Here is a 15,188-nt window from a genome sequence, read left to right as displayed (position 1 = left end):
ACTCTGTGCACCAATCCAAATTCAGTGCAAGGCCTGCGCCTTGAGCTTGCAGGGCGGCTTGATCCCTGTTCAGCGCGGATTTCTCGATCCTGATCCGGAAGCGGTAGGGCCCGGTCGGTAGGTCCCGTCTCTCCCGGAGCAGGGTTGCCCCCAGGGCCTTCGAAAAGAAGAGCTAAATCGGGAACTATCCGTGGTGCCGCCAGTTCGCTCCCCGGACGTTCGTAGCGTCGCTTTACCACTTCCAGTTTACTTTCCAGCACGAGGAATAACCATGTTCAGCTTTGACAAGCGGTTGCAGTATCCGGTGAAGGTTACTGCCCCGGATCCCATTTTCGCGAGGATGTTGCAGCAGGCGATCGGCGGCGTCGAAGGAGAAATCCGGGTCTGTATGCAGTATTTCTTTCAGGCCTGGGGCGCGCGGGGGCCGAATACCAAATATCGCGACATGCTCCTGCACACGGCAACGGAGGAGATCGGTCATATCGAAATGTTAGCGACCGCGGTCGCGCTCAATCTTGATAAGGCACCGGTTGCATTGCAGGAAGCCGGATCTGCGGATGGCGTCGTCGGCGCCGTGATGGGCGGAGAAAATCCGCGCCACGTGATCGAAGGAATGCTGCACCGCCACATCCTCTCCACCGGTCTTGCGGCATTTCCGGCCAATTCCGAAGGCGTGCCCTTCGACATGTCGCATATCTATGCGAGCGGCAATCTGGCAGCCGACATGTATTGCAACGTCGCTGCAGAAGCCACCGGCCGGGTTCTAGCTGTCCGTCTCTACAATGCCGCGCATGATGAAGGCATGAAGGATATGCTGCATTTCATGATTGCGCGTGACACCATGCATCAGCAGCAGTGGCTCGCAGTGATCGAGGAACTGGGCGGGCACGAAAAGGTCCTGCCGATTCCGAACAGTTTCCCGCAGGAAAAGGAAGACCAGCGTCACAACTACGACTTCTTTGCCACGGCAGCCGACGGGTCCGTGCCGCCTCCCGCGCGCTGGAACGACGGCCTCACCATGGATGGAAAGGGCAAGTTCACCGTCTTCCAGAACGAGCCGATGGGTGAGGAGCCCGTGCTTGGTCCCGCAAGACCGGACAGCGGCGCCCAGACCGACCAGATCGGCTAAAGCCGCTCTTTAGCGGAACGCAATAGCTCCAGAGGGCGGGCCGCTCTTGCGGCCCGTCTTATGTTAGAGGGATGATTGACCATCACTCGGTGTTATTTTCTGTTTCGAAGACCGGAGCAAATCGCAGCCGCCCGCGCGGCACGGGTCCATGGAACAGGATCCTCTGCACGTAGCGGCTGTCCACTCCTTCATACGAGAGCAGGCCGTCACTTTCAAAACCCGAGCCGCGATAAACGTCCGGGTTGCCGATCAGGGCGCAGCCCGCCGCGCCGCGCTGCTTCAGCCTCTCCAGCCCTTCGCTTATGAGCGCTTTGCCGATTCCCTGCCGTTGCCGCTCCGGTTGCACCGATATGGGGCCAAGCCCGAACCAGCCGCCGTGGATGCCGTCGATGGTGACAGGCGAAAAGGCAACATGCGCGACGATGGCTCCATCATCCTCCGCAACCAGCGACAGCGTAAGATCGCCGGATTTTCGCAGCCCCCGGATAATGGCTCCCTCTGTTCCCGAGCTATAGGGCATGGCCGCAAACGCCGTCTGGGTCAGCTCATGGATTATGTCTTCGTCGCCGGGGCGTTCGGGGCGGATGTTCAAGGTCATCCCATAGATTTCAGCCGTTCGACCGCCATCAGCACGCGTTCGGGTGTGGCCGGCGCGTCGAGCCGCGGGCAGATCCGGTAGTCGGCGACGCTTGCCACCGCCATGGATATCGCCTCGAACACCGAGATCGCCAACATGAAGGGCGGCTCACCGACAGCCTTGGAACGGCCGATGGTCGGCTCGGCGTTTTCGGACCATTCCGCCAGCTTGACATTGAAGGTCTTCGGCCGATCGGAGGCGAGCGGGATCTTATAGGTCGACGGCGCATGGGTGCGCAGCCGGCCCCTGGCATCCCACCACAGTTCTTCGGTGGTCAGCCAGCCGAGGCCCTGCACGAAACCGCCCTCGATCTGGCCGATATCGATGGCCGGATTGAGCGACTTGCCGACATCGTGGAGGATGTCGGTGCGCTCCACGAGATATTCTCCCGTCAGCGTGTCGATCGCCACCTCCGAACAGGCGGCGCCATAGGCGAAATAATAGAACGGCCTGCCGCGGCCTGCCTTTCGGTCCCAATGGATCTTCGGCGTCTTGTAAAAGCCTGCGGCCGAAAGCTGGACCCGGTCGTAATAGGCGGCGCGGACGAAGGTGTCGAAGGGCACGATCTCGGTGCCGATCCGCACGCGGTTCGGCAGGAATTCGATCTTGTCGCGCCCGACCTTCCACTGGCGGGTGGCGAAGTCGATCAGCCGCTCCTTGATCTGCCGGCACGCGTCATAGGCCGCCATGCCGTTGAGGTCGGAGCCGGAGGAGGCGGCGGTCGCCGAAGTGTTCGGAACCTTGCCGGTTGTCGTTGCGGTGATCTTCACCCGGTCGATATCGACCTGGAACGCATCGGCCACCACCTGAGCCACCTTGGTATAGAGGCCCTGGCCCATTTCGGTGCCGCCATGGTTCAGGTGGATCGAACCGTCGTTGTAGATGTGCACCAGGGCACCGGCCTGATTATAGGCGGTCATGGTGAAAGAGATCCCGAACTTCACTGGCGTCAGCGCGATGCCCTTGCGGATCACCGGACTGTCGGCGTTGAAGTCGATGATCGCCTGGCGACGCGCCTGATAGTCGGAGGAGGTCTCCAGCTCTTCGACGACCTTGGCGATGATGTTGTCCTCGACCTCCTGGTGATAGGGCGTCACCGTCCGCTCGGAGCCCCGTTTGCCGTAAAAATTCAGCTTGCGGATTTCGAGCGGATCCTTGCCCGTTGCGTAGGCGATCTCCTCGATGATGCGCTCGGCCCCGAGCATGCCCTGCGGTCCGCCGAAACCGCGGAAGGCGGTGTTGGATACCGTATGCGTCTTCAAAGGCTGCGAGGTCAGCCGGACATGCGGGTAATAGTAGCTGGAATCGGCGTGGAAGAGGGCGCGGTCGGTGACCGGGCCGGAAAGGTCGGCGGAAAAGCCGCAGCGTGCCGCATAGGTCGCTTCGACCGCATGGATGCGGCCCTCTTCGTCGAAGGCGACGTCGTAATCCACCCGGAAATCGTGCCGTTTGCCCGTGACCGCCATGTCCTCGTCGCGGTCCGGGCGGAATTTTACCGCCCGCTTCAGCTTCTTGGCCGCCACCGAAGCGAGGCAGGCGAAGTGATTGCCCTGGGTTTCCTTGCCGCCGAAGCCGCCTCCCATGCGGCGGGTCATGACCGTCACCGCGTTGTTGGCGATGCCGAGCACATGCGCCACCATGTGCTGCACCTCGCTCGGATGCTGGGTGGAGGACCAGACGGTGATGTCCTCGTCCTCGCCGGGTATGGCGAGGGCAATATGGCTCTCCAGATAAAAATGCTCCTGGCCGCCGATATACATATGAGCCTGCACGCGAAGGGGAGAATTCGCGATCTCGGTTTCCGGTTCGCCGCGCTTCAGCACCATCGGTTCGACGACGAGCGGTGCACCGTTTTCGCGTGCGCCGTCGATGTCGGTCCAGTGCGGCAGGTCGCGGTATTCGATCCTGGCAAGCGTTGCCGCGCGCCGCGCCTGGTCGCGGGTTTCGGCAATCACGGCAAAGACCGGTTGGCCATGGAACTCTACCTTGGTGGTTGCCAGCAGCGGTTCGTCATGCTGGCCGGTCGAGGCGACGTCGTTGAAGCCCGGTATGTCGGCGGCCGTCATCACCCAGACGACGCCGGGTGCGGCCTTGACTGCGGAAAGATCGATCGAGACGATTTCCGCATGCGCCCGATCCGATAGCCCGAGACCTCCATGCAGAGTGCCCGCGGGTTCGGGAATATCATCGATATATTCGGCACTTCCGGTAACATGCTTATGCGCTGAATCATGTTTCAGCGCACTGTGCATGGGTCCCTTGATGATCGGTTTGGTTTCGAAGGTCGACTTGTCCATTCTCACGCCTCCTCCAGTTCGAAACGGCGGAGTTCGGTCGGCGCGCCGGCGGTTTCCAGGAAGAAGCGGGTCAAAAGGTTCTTGGCGGCGAGGCTGCGGTATTCCGCCGTCGCCCGCCAATCGGTCAGCGGCTGGTAGTCTTCGTCGAACGCATTGCGGGCGGCCGAAACGGTCTCCCAGTTCCAGTCTTTTCCCAACAGCGCTTCCTCCACATGCCTGGCCCGTTTCGGGGTGGCGGCCATGCCGCCGAAGGCGATGCGGATTTGGGCGACCTTGCCCTCGGCGTCGAGGCTCAGGTTGAAGGCGCCGCAAAGCGCGGAAATATCCTCGTCGCGCCGTTTGGAAATCTTGTAGACGGCGAAATGGCTGCCTTCGGCCGGACGCGGCACGCAAACCTTCTCGACAAATTCGCCCTGCAGCCGGTCCTGCTTTCCGTAGGCGAGGAAATAGTCCTCAAGCGCTATGGTGCGTCGGCCGGCATGGGTCCGGAGCGTCAGCTCGGCGCCGAGCGCAATCAGCGGCGGGGGCGTATCGCCGATCGGCGAGCCGTTGGCGATATTGCCTCCGATCGTGCCCATATTGCGGACCTGCTGCCCGCCGATCCGGTCGATCAGCCGGCCGAGCGGGGGGATTTCGTCGGCCAGGACATCGAAGGCCTGGGCATAGCTGACGCCGGCGCCGATGGTGATGGTCGTCTCATCGGCGGCAATGGACTGCAGCTCGGTCAGGTGATTGATGAAGATCACCGGATTGAGAAGCCGCATCTGCTTGGTGACCCAGAGGCCGACATCGGTGGCGCCGGCGACGATGGTCGCGTCCGGCTCTTCCGCCAGGATATCGGAGAAGGTCGCGACCGAGGCCGGTATGATGGAACGGGCGCCATCCTTTTCAACGACAATCGTGTCGGCTTCGGAATGGATCGACCAGAGCTTTGCCATGATCTGGATGTGGTCGCGCTCCAGCGGATCGAAGAGCGAGCTTGGCCGGTTCTGCGAAACCTGCTCGGCTGCCTTCACGATCGGCTCATAGCCGGTGCAGCGACAGAGATTGCCCTGCAGCGCGCTTTCGATATCGGCGCGGGTCGGCGCCTGGTTGGAAAGCCAGAGGCCGTAGAGCGACATCACGAAGCCCGGGGTGCAGAAACCGCATTGCGAACCGTCGCAGTCGACAAGGGCCTGCTGAACCGGATGCAGCGCGCCATCCCGGCCGGCCAGGTGCTCGACCGTCACCACATGGGTCCCGTGCAAAGAGCCCAGGAAGCGGATGCAGGCATTGACGCTTTCGTAGCGCAAGCCCTGTTCCGTCAGCCGCCCGACGAGCACCGTGCAGGCGCCGCAATCGCCCTCGGCGCATCCTTCCTTGGTTCCTGTCAGCCGCCGCCTCAGGCGCAGATAATCGAGTAAGGTCTCCGTCGGTCCGAAATCTCCAAGGGTGACCTCTTCTCCGTTCAGGATGAAGCGGATGGCTTCGCTCATTTCTCTCCTTCGTCCGCCGTTTCCGGCTAAAAACCCTTTGTTCTCGATCCTATTGAGCGGTCCAGCCGCCGTCGATCGAGATATGCGTGCCGGTGATGCTTCTTGCCGCATCGCTCGCCAGATAGATAGCGGTTGCGGCAACCTCGTCGATCGAGACGAATTCCTTTGTCGCCTGCAGCCGCAGCATCACCTCGCTCTTGACCTCAGCCTCCGAAATGCCGCGCTCGCGGGCCGTATCGGGGATCTGCTTTTCCACAAGCGGCGTCAATACGTAGCCCGGGCATATCGCATTCACGGTAATCCCGAATTCGGCAAGTTCCAAGGCCGCCGTTTTGGTAAGCCCCAATATGCCGTGCTTGGCGGCAACATAGGCCGACTTGAACGGCGAGGCGACCAGCGCGTGGGCGGAAGCGACATTGATGATGCGGCCCTTGCCGGCCTGCTTCATCAGCGGGATCGTGTGCCGCATCGTGTGGAAGGCGGAGGATAGCAGGATGGCGATCAGCTGGTCCCACTTTTCGACCGGAAACTCCTCGATCTTCGCCACATGCTGGATGCCGGCATTGTTGACGAGAACGTCGACGGTCCCGAAGCTCTTCGCGGCCGTGGCGATCAGGTCCTCGATCTCCTCCGGCCGGGTCATGTCGGCGCCGTGATAAAGAACCGTTCCGGCGCTCGCATCGTCCAGCGCCTTGCGGACCGCCTCGATTTCGTCCGCCTTGCCAAAGCCGTTGATGACGACATTGGCGCCCTCGGCTGCAAACGCTTTCGCGATGCCGAGCCCGATGCCGCTCGTTGAGCCGGTGACGACGACGGTTCTGGTCATGCCATATCTCCTCCAACGCGGCGTTCTTGTGCGCCGCAACGTCGGACAGGTTATTCCCAATTCGGGCGAAATGGCAATCGGTAGCGGATCGGAGGCTGCAACGGCAGAGCAGTTGCCGCTATCTGCCCGTTTCTGTTGCGATTAACCGCTAATAAATCTTGGGCTTATAGGCTGGCGACATTCATCGGGTGACATGACGTCACCTGCAGGGGAGGTGTGTGCCGGTCGGCTGGCGCCCGCCTGACGATCCATGGAATCGGATCCCCCCGTCACATTCAACAGGTCTTCCATGAAAAACCTACCCATTATCGGCAAGTTCCTGGTCCTGCTCGTCGCCTTCGGCCTGTTTGCCGTCGGTCTTTCCTTTTATGCGGGCCATCAGATCAACAGCGTCAGCGGCGCCTATTCCGATCTCCTGGAGCGGGAGGCGGATGCCTCCATTACGCTGTCGCGGGCGACCGGCGCCTTCCAGTCCGTCCGCGGATCGATCTACGATCTGCTTCTGTCGACGGAAAAGGAGCGGGACAAGGCGTCCCTCGAGGCACTGGCGGCGAGCCGTGGACGTTTCGTCGAATTCATGGACCTGGCGGTTGCCGACCTGCCGGAAGACGCATCGATCAAGGATATCCGGGCCCGAGGCATCGAGACCGTGGACAACCTCTGCCGGGCGACGGTCGAAGCCGGCACCAAGGCCATCACCTATATCGACATCAAGAGCGCCACCTCGCTCTTTTTCAAGGATTGCTCTCCCCAGTTCGAAGAGATGACCAAGGCGCTCGTCGGGAAGGTCGCTGAAATCACCAAGGCGACGACCGTGCGCAGCGACGAATTGTCGGAACAGTCGGCTGCTACTTACTGGACCTCCATCGGCTCGATGGTCGGCGGGCTGGTGCTGATGACGATTGTCAGCGGCTGGGCACTGCGCGCCTATGTCGCCGCACCGATCCGGTCGCTTGGCAGCGTCATGGGGCGGCTTGCCGAAGGCGATCTCACGGCCGTCGTGGTGGGTGAGGATCGCAAGGACGAAGTCGGCAGCATGGCGCAGGCGGTCCAGGTCTTCAAGGACAATGCGCTGAAGGCCAAGGAACTTGAGGGCGAGGCAGAGACCCAGCGCAACCAGACGGAAGCGGAACGTCGCCGTTCGGCCGAACTGGAACGGATCCGCGCCGAAGCGATGACACAGGCGACGAACGGGCTTGCGGAAGGGCTCAAGCACCTTGCCGCAGGCAATCTTTCCTTCCAGCTCGGCCAGCCCTTTGCTGAGGACTTCGAGACGCTCCGCACGGATTTCAATCGTGCGGTGGAACAGTTGAGCATAACGCTTGGGACGGTGGCGGATGTCAGCGCCTCGATCGATGGCGGTGCGCGGGAGGTCAGCCAGAGCGCCGACGATCTTTCGAGACGCACCGAACAGCAGGCCGCATCGCTCGAAGAGACTGCGGCAGCGCTCGACGAGATCACCGTTAACGTCTCCAATTCCTCCAGACGCGCCGAGGAGGCCCGCATCGTCGCCATCCAGGCGAACGAGAGCGCCCGCCAGTCGGAAACCGTGGTCGCCAACGCGGTCGACGCCATGGGCAAGATCGAACAGTCGTCGAGCCAGATCTCCAACATCATCGGCGTGATCGACGATATTGCCTTCCAGACCAACCTTCTCGCCCTCAACGCGGGTGTCGAGGCAGCGCGTGCAGGCGAGGCCGGCAAGGGTTTCGCTGTGGTCGCGCAGGAAGTGCGCGAACTCGCCCAGCGGTCGGCAAAGGCTGCCAAGGAGATCAAGGAGCTAATCCGCAATTCGTCCGTCGAAGTGGAAAGCGGCGTCAAGCTGGTCAGCGAGACAGGCGAGGCGCTGAAGGCGATCGAAGCCTATATCGTCTCGATCAATCAGCACATGGACGCCATCGCCACATCGGCGAAGGAACAGTCGGTCGGGCTTTCCGAAGTCAATACCGCGATCAACCAGATGGATCAGGTGACGCAGCAGAACGCCGCCATGGTCGAAGAAGCCAATGCGGCGGGTGCTACGCTCGCGACCGAGGCCGGCCGCCTGCGCGAGCTGATCGGAAACTTCCAGCTCGGCCGGAATGCCTCGGTGCCTCCGGTTTCGGTTCGCCAGGCAGCGGCAGTCACTCCGGCGACCGTGCGCTCGGTGCCTGCCGCATCTCCGGCCCGCTCCATGGTCAGCAAGATCGCCAGGGCCTTTTCCGGCGGTGGCGCGCCTGTCGCGGCTTCGCCTGCGGCATCGGCGGACAACTGGGAAGAATTCTAAGCGCCCCGCCCAGTCCGACCTTACCAAAACCTTCATCGAGCCTGCCGATCGAACTTCCGATCGGCAGGCTCGATGTTTTTGTTTGACACATGGCGATCCGGCCTGCTGAAACCGTCTCCACAAGACTCTCAGGGAGGAGGAGCAGCATGGCGGGTTATGTTCTGGCGATCGACCAGGGGACGACCTCGACGCGGGCGATCGTTTTTGACGGCAAGATGAAAATTGCCGGCATCGGCCAGAAGGAATTCAAGCAGATCTTTCCAAAGCCCGGCTGGGTGGAGCACGATCCGGAGGAGATCTGGGAAACCGTGCTGTGGACGATCAAGCAGGCTCTCAGGGAAGCAAAGATCGAATCCGCCGATATTGCCGCGATCGGCATCACAAACCAGCGCGAGACGGTCGTCGTCTGGGAACGCGACACGGGAAAACCGATCCACAACGCCATCGTATGGCAGGACCGCCGCACCGCGAGTTATTGCGAAAAGCTGAAACGGCAGGATCTCGAAAAGCTGTTCACCCGCCGTACCGGCCTGCTCCTCGATCCTTATTTTTCCGGCACCAAGCTGTCCTGGATGCTCGCCAACGTCAAAGGCGCCCGGGCGCGGGCGGCCAAGGGCGAGCTTTGCTTCGGCACCATCGACACCTTCCTCATCTGGCGGCTGACCGGCGGCAGGAGCTTTGTCACCGACGCCACCAATGCGTCGCGCACGCTGATCTACAACATCGCCGACAACCGCTGGGATGAGGAACTCCTGGATATACTCCGCATTCCCGCCGCGATGCTGCCGGAGGTCAAGGACTGCGCCGACGATTTCGGCGTCACCGACGAAAGCCTGCTTGGAGCGGTCATCCCTATTCTCGGCGTCGCCGGGGACCAGCAGGCGGCAACCATCGGCCAGGCCTGCTTCGAACCGGGCATGATGAAATCCACCTACGGCACCGGATGTTTTGCCGTGCTGAATACCGGTGCCGACATGTGCCGCTCCAAAAACCGGCTTCTGACGACCATTGCCTACCGGCTCGATGGCGAGACGACTTATGCGCTCGAAGGCTCCATCTTCATCGCAGGCGCTGCCGTACAATGGCTGCGCGACGGGCTCGGCATCATCGAAAAGGCGAGTCAATCCGGCGACTTGGCGGCGGAAGCCGATCCTCAACAGGAGGTTTATCTGGTGCCGGCCTTCACCGGTCTTGGCGCGCCGCACTGGGACGCCGAGGCGAGGGGGGCGATCTTCGGCCTGACACGGGCGACGGGACCTGCCGAATTTGCGCGGGCCGCGCTCGAAGCCGTCTGCTACCAGACCCGCGATCTGCTCGACGCGATGCGCCGGGACTGGCGCAATGCCAATGGCGACACCGTCCTGCGCGTCGACGGTGGTATGGTCGCCTCCGACTGGACCATGCAGCGGCTCTCCGATCTGCTCGACGCGCCCGTCGACCGGCCAACCATCCTCGAGACGACCGCGCTCGGGGCCGCCTGGCTTGCCGGCTCCAGGGCCGGGGTCTGGCCGGACAGGAAGGCGTTCGCAAAGAGCTGGGCACGCCAGCGCCGCTTCGAACCGGAGATGGACGAGAAGGCCCGCGGCGCAAAAATCCGGGGCTGGAAGGACGCCGTAAGACGCACGCTGGCCGTCGGCTAGACGACCTTTCCGGGGACGCAAGTGCGGAAATTTCACTAAAATTCAGTTCCGCCATTTTCGCACCAGCATCCTTGGCCTATGTTCGTGCGCACTTAGCGAGGTTGATCGATGTCAAGAATTGCGCATGTCCTGGCCTTCCTGTTTCTCGTCGGCGCGTCTCTGGCGATGAGCCGAACGTCTGCCGAGGCGGGTTATGCGCATTTCATCTACGACGCCCAGAGCGGCAAGGTCCTGGCTTCGGAAAACGCCGACGTCATCAATCATCCGGCCTCGCTCACCAAGATGATGACGCTCTACATGACCTTCGAGGCGCTCAAGCAGGGCCGCCTGGATTGGGACGAGCAGATCGTCATGACGGCGAATGCAGCCTCCAAGATCCCGTTCAAGCTGGGGGTCAAGGCAGGCCAGACGCTCACGGTGCGCGAGGCGGTGCTTGCGATGGCGGTGCGTTCCGCCAATGACGCTGCCGCCGCGATGGCCGATCATCTCGGCGGTACCGAGGCGCGGTTCGGCATGATGATGACCCAGAAGGCGCGCCAGCTCGGCATGACGCGGACGGTGTTCCGCAATGCCTCCGGCCTACCGGATGACGACCAGGTAACCACTGCGCGGGACATGGGCACGATGGCGCTTGCGCTCATCCGCGACTTCCCCCGCGAATACCAGCTCTTCTCGATGCGTGCCTTCGAGTTCCGGGGCAAGCGCATTCGCGGCCATAACAACCTGATGTATCGCTATCCCGGCATGGACGGGGTGAAGACCGGTTATATCCGCGCTTCGGGCTTCAATATCGCGAGCGCCGTCAATATCAACGGAAGACGGGTGATCGGTGTCGTCCTCGGCGGCAAGTCGGCCCGTAAGCGCGACGACCAGATGGCGGCTCTCCTCGACAAGTATGTGCCAGGCGCCGGCACTCCCGCCGCTGACGGTCTCATCGCTCTGGAAAACCAGGGAAAACGACCGGCCGAAAGCGCCGCGCCGCTGGCCTTCGCCGCGCCGCGCAAGGAAATTTCGCTCGGTGCTCCGCCGGCAAGGGTTTCGATTGCCAATCTTTATGCCGCCCCGACGCCGCGGGAACCCGTCGGCCCGCTTTGGCAAATCCAGATCGCCGCGGCCGGCAGCCGCGATGCAGCCTCCGCCATGCTTGAAAAGGCGGTTTCGCTGCTGGCGACGGATTTCGGCCGCATCGCCCCAAGCGTCGAGAGCTATGCGGAGGCCGGAAAGGAATATTTCCGGGCCCGCTTCGTCGGCTTCGCGGACCAGACCGCCGCCGCTCGCGCCTGCTCGGTGCTGCAGGCAAAAGCGGTGAACTGCTTCGTGGTGCGGTGAAGCTGGCGCCAGCTACGTCATATTCATTTCAGCTTTCTCATCATATGACGAGCCACAGGCCGTCGTTATCGTCTTGACGAATCGGCCCCTTTCTCTGCAACTAATGCGATATTACGAGATTGGGGGGCGGTATGAGTTATTTCAATTCTTACTTGTGGGGCAGAGTAGTTAGAGCCTTTTTCACGGTTTTGTTGCTTGTGGCGATGACATCTACGTCTGCTGCGAGGTTCATCTCACCAGACACGCTGGATCCTTCTATCGAAGGAGTGGGTACCAATCGCTATGCCTATGCGGCGAACGATCCCATCAATAAAAGCGATCCTACCGGCCATATACTGGACACGGCATGGGACTTATTAAATGTTGTTATTGATATCGGTACCATAGGGTACGGGCATTATACTGACAACAAGGAAATGGTGACACAGGGCACTATTGACCTCGGCGTAGATGCCGCATCCGCCATGGTTCCGTTTGTCCCCGCAGGGATTTCAAAAGCGGCGCGAGCGGTTGAAAAGGTCGATGATGCCAAAGCTCTAGCAAAGGTTGATTTCGATCCCGATTGGGCCGGGAAGATACATGGTTACGGTCAGCAGGCTGGGAAGGACACTTGGCACGCCGATGTTAGCTACGCGAAAGCCGTCGAGTATGCTAAGGACCCAAATGTAGCCTCGGTTCATCTGAACAGAACCATCGATTCAGCTCTTGGCACGAAAGGCGTCTCACAAAATCGCCCTGACGTTACAGTTGTGTACAAGGACGGGACGACTGTGAAGATCTGCGAGTGCGTTTCGCCCAGCCAAAAGGCTGTAGAGATGGAGGCGAAGAACACAACCAACGTTTCCAAAATCGACGCTGCTGGGTTTAAGGGCGAAGGTGACGTTACTACCCGTGGCGGAGATGGAGATCCCACAGGAGGGAATCCCACTGGAGAAGCACCGACTAAGGGTTCGAGTTCCAGAGATAACCGATGGTAGATGAGGCACTATTCAAAGAAACCAATACTGTTCATTCCTTGGCTGTGTATGAGTGGGAACGGAAGATTGATTTCTTAGCTGCAACTCGTCTGTGCGATCAATTATTTAAGATCCTAGGATCTCAACCGGATTTTCTGACGTTGGTGGGTCAAGAGAAATATAAGTCATATCGCTACAGAAACTACATAAAAAAACGCTCATCCTTGATTGATGGATGGGAAGGTATCGGATTTTGCTGGTGGAGGAGGAAGGGGATATTATCTGAGGATTCCATTCAGGTTAGTTTTGATGTTGGTAGATTTGCCAAGTTCTACGTCCATATCGACGAATGTGCCGTTCCTGATGTCATGGGAGTTTACAAAAAGGTTCTTGATCTTTTAGTGGCTGAACTGGCACCGATCTACGGCATCGGCTACCGGGTACCGTTTTACTGGGGACCCTCTTCTTTTGCGATCGGGCAAGGCTATTCTCGCTTCGCGACAGTTGATCGGACTTTTTATGGTTCGCCAAAAGAGATCCAACCTCGAAACTACGAGTTTGGCCGCGTCTTTCGTCGATTGCCTGGACAGCGACAGCTTGAAACCAAATTGCGCGATGTTTTTGAGATCAACTTGCTCTCCGCGGGGCATCTCTCACAGAAGGTGGGAAACGGCACGCTTGCAGAATGGATCGAGAGGGACAAGATTGGTGATTTGGTACGCCTCTCTGATGTGACATGGTTATGGTCGGTGCCGCCGGAGCGGATAGAAGCGGTGAGGCCGGTGATACTCGGCGCAGGATTGATGGTAATAACGTCATAATTTCCCTCGCTTGTTCACTGTTGCAAGCGAAGGCGGTTGAGCTCTTTGTGGAGCGATAGATATTGGCGCTGAGAGACGATCAACGGCATTTGCGCACTTCCTGGAGTGCGGCGCTGACGCCGCGCAGCGAATAGGAATAGCTGGTGTTGGTGCCGCGGCGGGAAATGGCTTCGAGGGTCATGTCGCGTCCACCGCGCATGGCGTCGACCAGAACCGGCTCGCGATCCTTGTTGCGCAGCCAGGCGATCTTGTCCTCGGGCAGCAGGCGGAAGGCCTCGTCCCCTACCTTGATACTGATCTCGGACCCTTCCTGAAGGGGGTAGCCCATGACCACCTGCGGCGCATAGGCCGTCTCGCCCTGGGGCGCGATCAGGAAAAAATTGTCCCCATGATCGACGCCGCGGGGCGCCGCATTCATAGGCACCGAGAGTGCGTAGCAGGTCGTCTGGCCGGCGTCCGTATAGGAATAGACGCCCCAGGCGTCGAATTGCGCGACCCGGGTCGGCTGGGCGGTCGCGGAGGCAGCTGCGACGAGAGTGAAGGAAAGAGCGAGGGCGAAGGGCTTGATCTGCATGATATCTCCACAAAGCAACAGGCCCGAGGTCAAGAACTGCCGGTCCTCGGCCTGGAGATGGGCCTCATTTCAGGATGGCCCCATTCAAGGTCCGGACGGTTACCGAGACGTTAATTCTTGTGTCGAAGCAGAGGCGTTTCCGGTCACAAAGGTTTGAGCCAATCGTGTTCGCTCGGCGCCAAAATGGAAAAAGGGCGACCGAACCGGCCGCCCTCAGAGCCTTCATTGATCAGACCGGGGTTATTTTACCGGTGCGTTCATCGACCAGTTGACCCCGAAAGGATCGCGGAGCTGGCCGTAGCGGTCGCCCCAGAACATCACCTGCAGCTCGAGGGTGATTTCAAGCCCGGCATCCACGGCACGCTTCCACCAGAAATCGATGTCCCCGCTCGTCAGCGGCAGCAGCACGGTGTAACCCTGCGGTTTTTCGAAGGGATGGCCGTAGTCCGGAAAGGGGTCACACAACATCAGCGAGCTGCCGTTGACGTAGAGATGGATGTGCATCGTACGGCCCTGCTCATCCACCGGATGGAAGGACTCGATGGTGGCGCCGAAGGCCTTTTTGTAGAACTCCGCCGCCTTCATCGCGCCGTCCACCTGCAGATAGGCCACAAGCCCGCCGCGGACGGGCGAGGGTGCCGGATTGTCATTCGTCTGAACTGCCGCTTCCATGAAAATCTCCCTCCTTGTTCGGTTGAGGTTCGGGTTGAACCTGCCCAAGGACGAGCGAGATGCGTGGAGGCCGACAAATGGGCTGAGATATTTTTTAGCTTTTTTCCGCGAATTCCCTGACCAGTCCTTCATATGCCTCAAAAGGCGGGAAGGTCTCGTAGGAATGCACGGCGGGGGTCGTCGCCCAGGGCAGCTTTTCGGATGTGTAGGTCTCGATGAAGGGCGAGAACCATTTTGCGTCGTCGAGCATGGTGGGGCGCAGGTTGACGAACCAGTCCATGCCTTCCGGGCGGGTAAACATCCAGCTCTTGCAGTGCGGGCAATGGTAGTGGTGTGCGTCCGGGCCATGCAGGCCGCCGATCACCGGCTCGCCCTCGATGACCTCGAAACCCTCCGCCGGAACGGCGGCGGAGAGCGAGTAGGCGCTGGCGCTCATCTTCTGGCAGCCGCTGCAATGGCAGGCCATGGTGAGGATCGGCTGGGCGCTGATCCTCAGCCGGACCCGACCGCAGCGGCATGAACCTTCGATCGGGAGTGTGGGTTTTGTCATGGGAGTCTCTATGTCT

13 protein-coding genes are annotated in these 15,188 nt (G+C 60.7%); 6 read left to right on the top strand and 7 right to left on the bottom strand.

Annotated features, from left to right (window positions below; genetic code table 11):
• Positions 1-271: 271 nt before the first annotated feature.
• Positions 272-1,129 (top strand): manganese catalase family protein, encoded by an 858-nt coding sequence (locus EDE09_RS04645; protein WP_132409187.1) that lies wholly within the window; start codon positions 272-274, stop codon positions 1,127-1,129.
• Positions 1,130-1,211: 82 nt separating this feature from the next.
• Here EDE09_RS04645 and EDE09_RS04640 read toward each other — a convergent pair whose 3' ends face one another.
• From EDE09_RS04640 to EDE09_RS04625, 4 genes are read right to left on the bottom strand one after another with little or no spacing between them, the layout of a single operon-like run.
• Positions 1,212-1,721, bottom strand: a complete 510-nt coding sequence (locus tag EDE09_RS04640) for an N-acetyltransferase (protein WP_132409337.1) — start codon at positions 1,719-1,721, stop codon at positions 1,212-1,214.
• Positions 1,722-1,723: 2 nt separating this feature from the next.
• Positions 1,724-4,063: a xanthine dehydrogenase molybdopterin binding subunit gene (gene xdhB, locus EDE09_RS04635; RefSeq protein ID WP_132409185.1), complete on the bottom strand. Its 2,340-nt coding sequence runs from the start codon at positions 4,061-4,063 to the stop codon at positions 1,724-1,726.
• 2 nt (positions 4,064-4,065) lie between these two features.
• A complete protein-coding gene (gene xdhA / locus EDE09_RS04630; protein WP_132409183.1) occupies positions 4,066-5,538 on the bottom strand; it encodes a xanthine dehydrogenase small subunit in 1,473 nt (490 codons plus the stop codon).
• A gap of 49 nt (positions 5,539-5,587) precedes the next feature.
• On the bottom strand, positions 5,588-6,364 hold the full coding sequence (locus EDE09_RS04625; protein WP_132409181.1) for a 3-hydroxybutyrate dehydrogenase: 777 nt from the start codon (positions 6,362-6,364) through the stop codon (positions 5,588-5,590).
• A gap of 289 nt (positions 6,365-6,653) precedes the next feature.
• Between EDE09_RS04625 and EDE09_RS04620 the strand changes: the two genes are divergently transcribed.
• From EDE09_RS04620 to EDE09_RS04600, 5 genes are all read left to right on the top strand, one after another.
• The gene (locus EDE09_RS04620) at positions 6,654-8,630 is read left to right on the top strand and encodes a HAMP domain-containing methyl-accepting chemotaxis protein (protein WP_132409179.1); all 1,977 of its coding nucleotides are present in this window, start codon (positions 6,654-6,656) and stop codon (positions 8,628-8,630) included.
• A gap of 146 nt (positions 8,631-8,776) precedes the next feature.
• On the top strand, positions 8,777-10,270 hold the full coding sequence (gene glpK / locus EDE09_RS04615) for a glycerol kinase GlpK (RefSeq protein WP_132409177.1): 1,494 nt from the start codon (positions 8,777-8,779) through the stop codon (positions 10,268-10,270).
• Positions 10,271-10,378: 108 nt separating this feature from the next.
• Entirely contained in the window at positions 10,379-11,599 is a 1,221-nt protein-coding gene (locus tag EDE09_RS04610) for a D-alanyl-D-alanine carboxypeptidase (protein ID WP_132409175.1), read from the top strand.
• Between the two features lie 131 nt (positions 11,600-11,730).
• Positions 11,731-12,576: an RHS repeat-associated core domain-containing protein gene (locus tag EDE09_RS04605; protein WP_132409173.1), complete on the top strand. Its 846-nt coding sequence runs from the start codon at positions 11,731-11,733 to the stop codon at positions 12,574-12,576.
• Positions 12,570-13,376 (top strand): hypothetical protein, encoded by an 807-nt coding sequence (locus tag EDE09_RS04600; RefSeq protein ID WP_245505072.1) that lies wholly within the window; start codon positions 12,570-12,572, stop codon positions 13,374-13,376. The genes EDE09_RS04605 and EDE09_RS04600 overlap by 7 nt, the downstream gene beginning before the upstream one ends.
• A 79-nt stretch (positions 13,377-13,455) precedes the next feature.
• Here EDE09_RS04600 and EDE09_RS04595 read toward each other — a convergent pair whose 3' ends face one another.
• The 3 genes from EDE09_RS04595 to EDE09_RS04585 form a co-directional block, all read right to left on the bottom strand.
• Positions 13,456-13,950, bottom strand: coding sequence for an invasion associated locus B family protein (locus EDE09_RS04595; RefSeq protein ID WP_348631304.1), 495 nt, complete (start codon positions 13,948-13,950; stop codon positions 13,456-13,458).
• 240 nt (positions 13,951-14,190) lie between these two features.
• Positions 14,191-14,622 (bottom strand): glyoxalase/bleomycin resistance/extradiol dioxygenase family protein, encoded by a 432-nt coding sequence (locus tag EDE09_RS04590; RefSeq protein ID WP_132409171.1) that lies wholly within the window; start codon positions 14,620-14,622, stop codon positions 14,191-14,193.
• Between the two features lie 94 nt (positions 14,623-14,716).
• Entirely contained in the window at positions 14,717-15,172 is a 456-nt protein-coding gene (locus EDE09_RS04585; RefSeq protein ID WP_132409169.1) for a GFA family protein, read from the bottom strand.
• Positions 15,173-15,188: the final 16 nt, after the last annotated feature.

The sequence above is a fragment of the Neorhizobium sp. S3-V5DH genome (genome assembly GCF_004343065.1).
Taxonomy (GTDB): domain Bacteria; phylum Pseudomonadota; class Alphaproteobacteria; order Rhizobiales; family Rhizobiaceae; genus Neorhizobium; species Neorhizobium huautlense.
Note: the sequence above shows the minus strand (reverse complement) of the source record. Positions and strands in the feature narration are given on the sequence as shown.

What these genes read in the sequence shown, in the direction of transcription:
- EDE09_RS04595 (WP_348631304.1), bottom strand. Translation starts at nt 13,950, where the DNA reads ATGCAGATCAAGCCCTTCGCCCTCGCTCTTTCCTTCACTCTCGTCGCA.
- xdhB (WP_132409185.1), bottom strand. Translation starts at nt 4,063, where the DNA reads ATGGACAAGTCGACCTTCGAAACCAAACCGATCATCAAGGGACCCATG.
- EDE09_RS04600 (WP_245505072.1), top strand. Translation starts at nt 12,570, where the DNA reads ATGGTAGATGAGGCACTATTCAAAGAAACCAATACTGTTCATTCCTTG.
- EDE09_RS04620 (WP_132409179.1), top strand. Translation starts at nt 6,654, where the DNA reads ATGAAAAACCTACCCATTATCGGCAAGTTCCTGGTCCTGCTCGTCGCC.
- xdhA (WP_132409183.1), bottom strand. Translation starts at nt 5,538, where the DNA reads ATGAGCGAAGCCATCCGCTTCATCCTGAACGGAGAAGAGGTCACCCTT.
- EDE09_RS04645 (WP_132409187.1), top strand. Translation starts at nt 272, where the DNA reads ATGTTCAGCTTTGACAAGCGGTTGCAGTATCCGGTGAAGGTTACTGCC.
- EDE09_RS04625 (WP_132409181.1), bottom strand. Translation starts at nt 6,364, where the DNA reads ATGACCAGAACCGTCGTCGTCACCGGCTCAACGAGCGGCATCGGGCTC.
- EDE09_RS04610 (WP_132409175.1), top strand. Translation starts at nt 10,379, where the DNA reads ATGTCAAGAATTGCGCATGTCCTGGCCTTCCTGTTTCTCGTCGGCGCG.
- glpK (WP_132409177.1), top strand. Translation starts at nt 8,777, where the DNA reads ATGGCGGGTTATGTTCTGGCGATCGACCAGGGGACGACCTCGACGCGG.
- EDE09_RS04590 (WP_132409171.1), bottom strand. Translation starts at nt 14,622, where the DNA reads ATGGAAGCGGCAGTTCAGACGAATGACAATCCGGCACCCTCGCCCGTC.
- EDE09_RS04585 (WP_132409169.1), bottom strand. Translation starts at nt 15,172, where the DNA reads ATGACAAAACCCACACTCCCGATCGAAGGTTCATGCCGCTGCGGTCGG.
- EDE09_RS04605 (WP_132409173.1), top strand. Translation starts at nt 11,731, where the DNA reads ATGAGTTATTTCAATTCTTACTTGTGGGGCAGAGTAGTTAGAGCCTTT.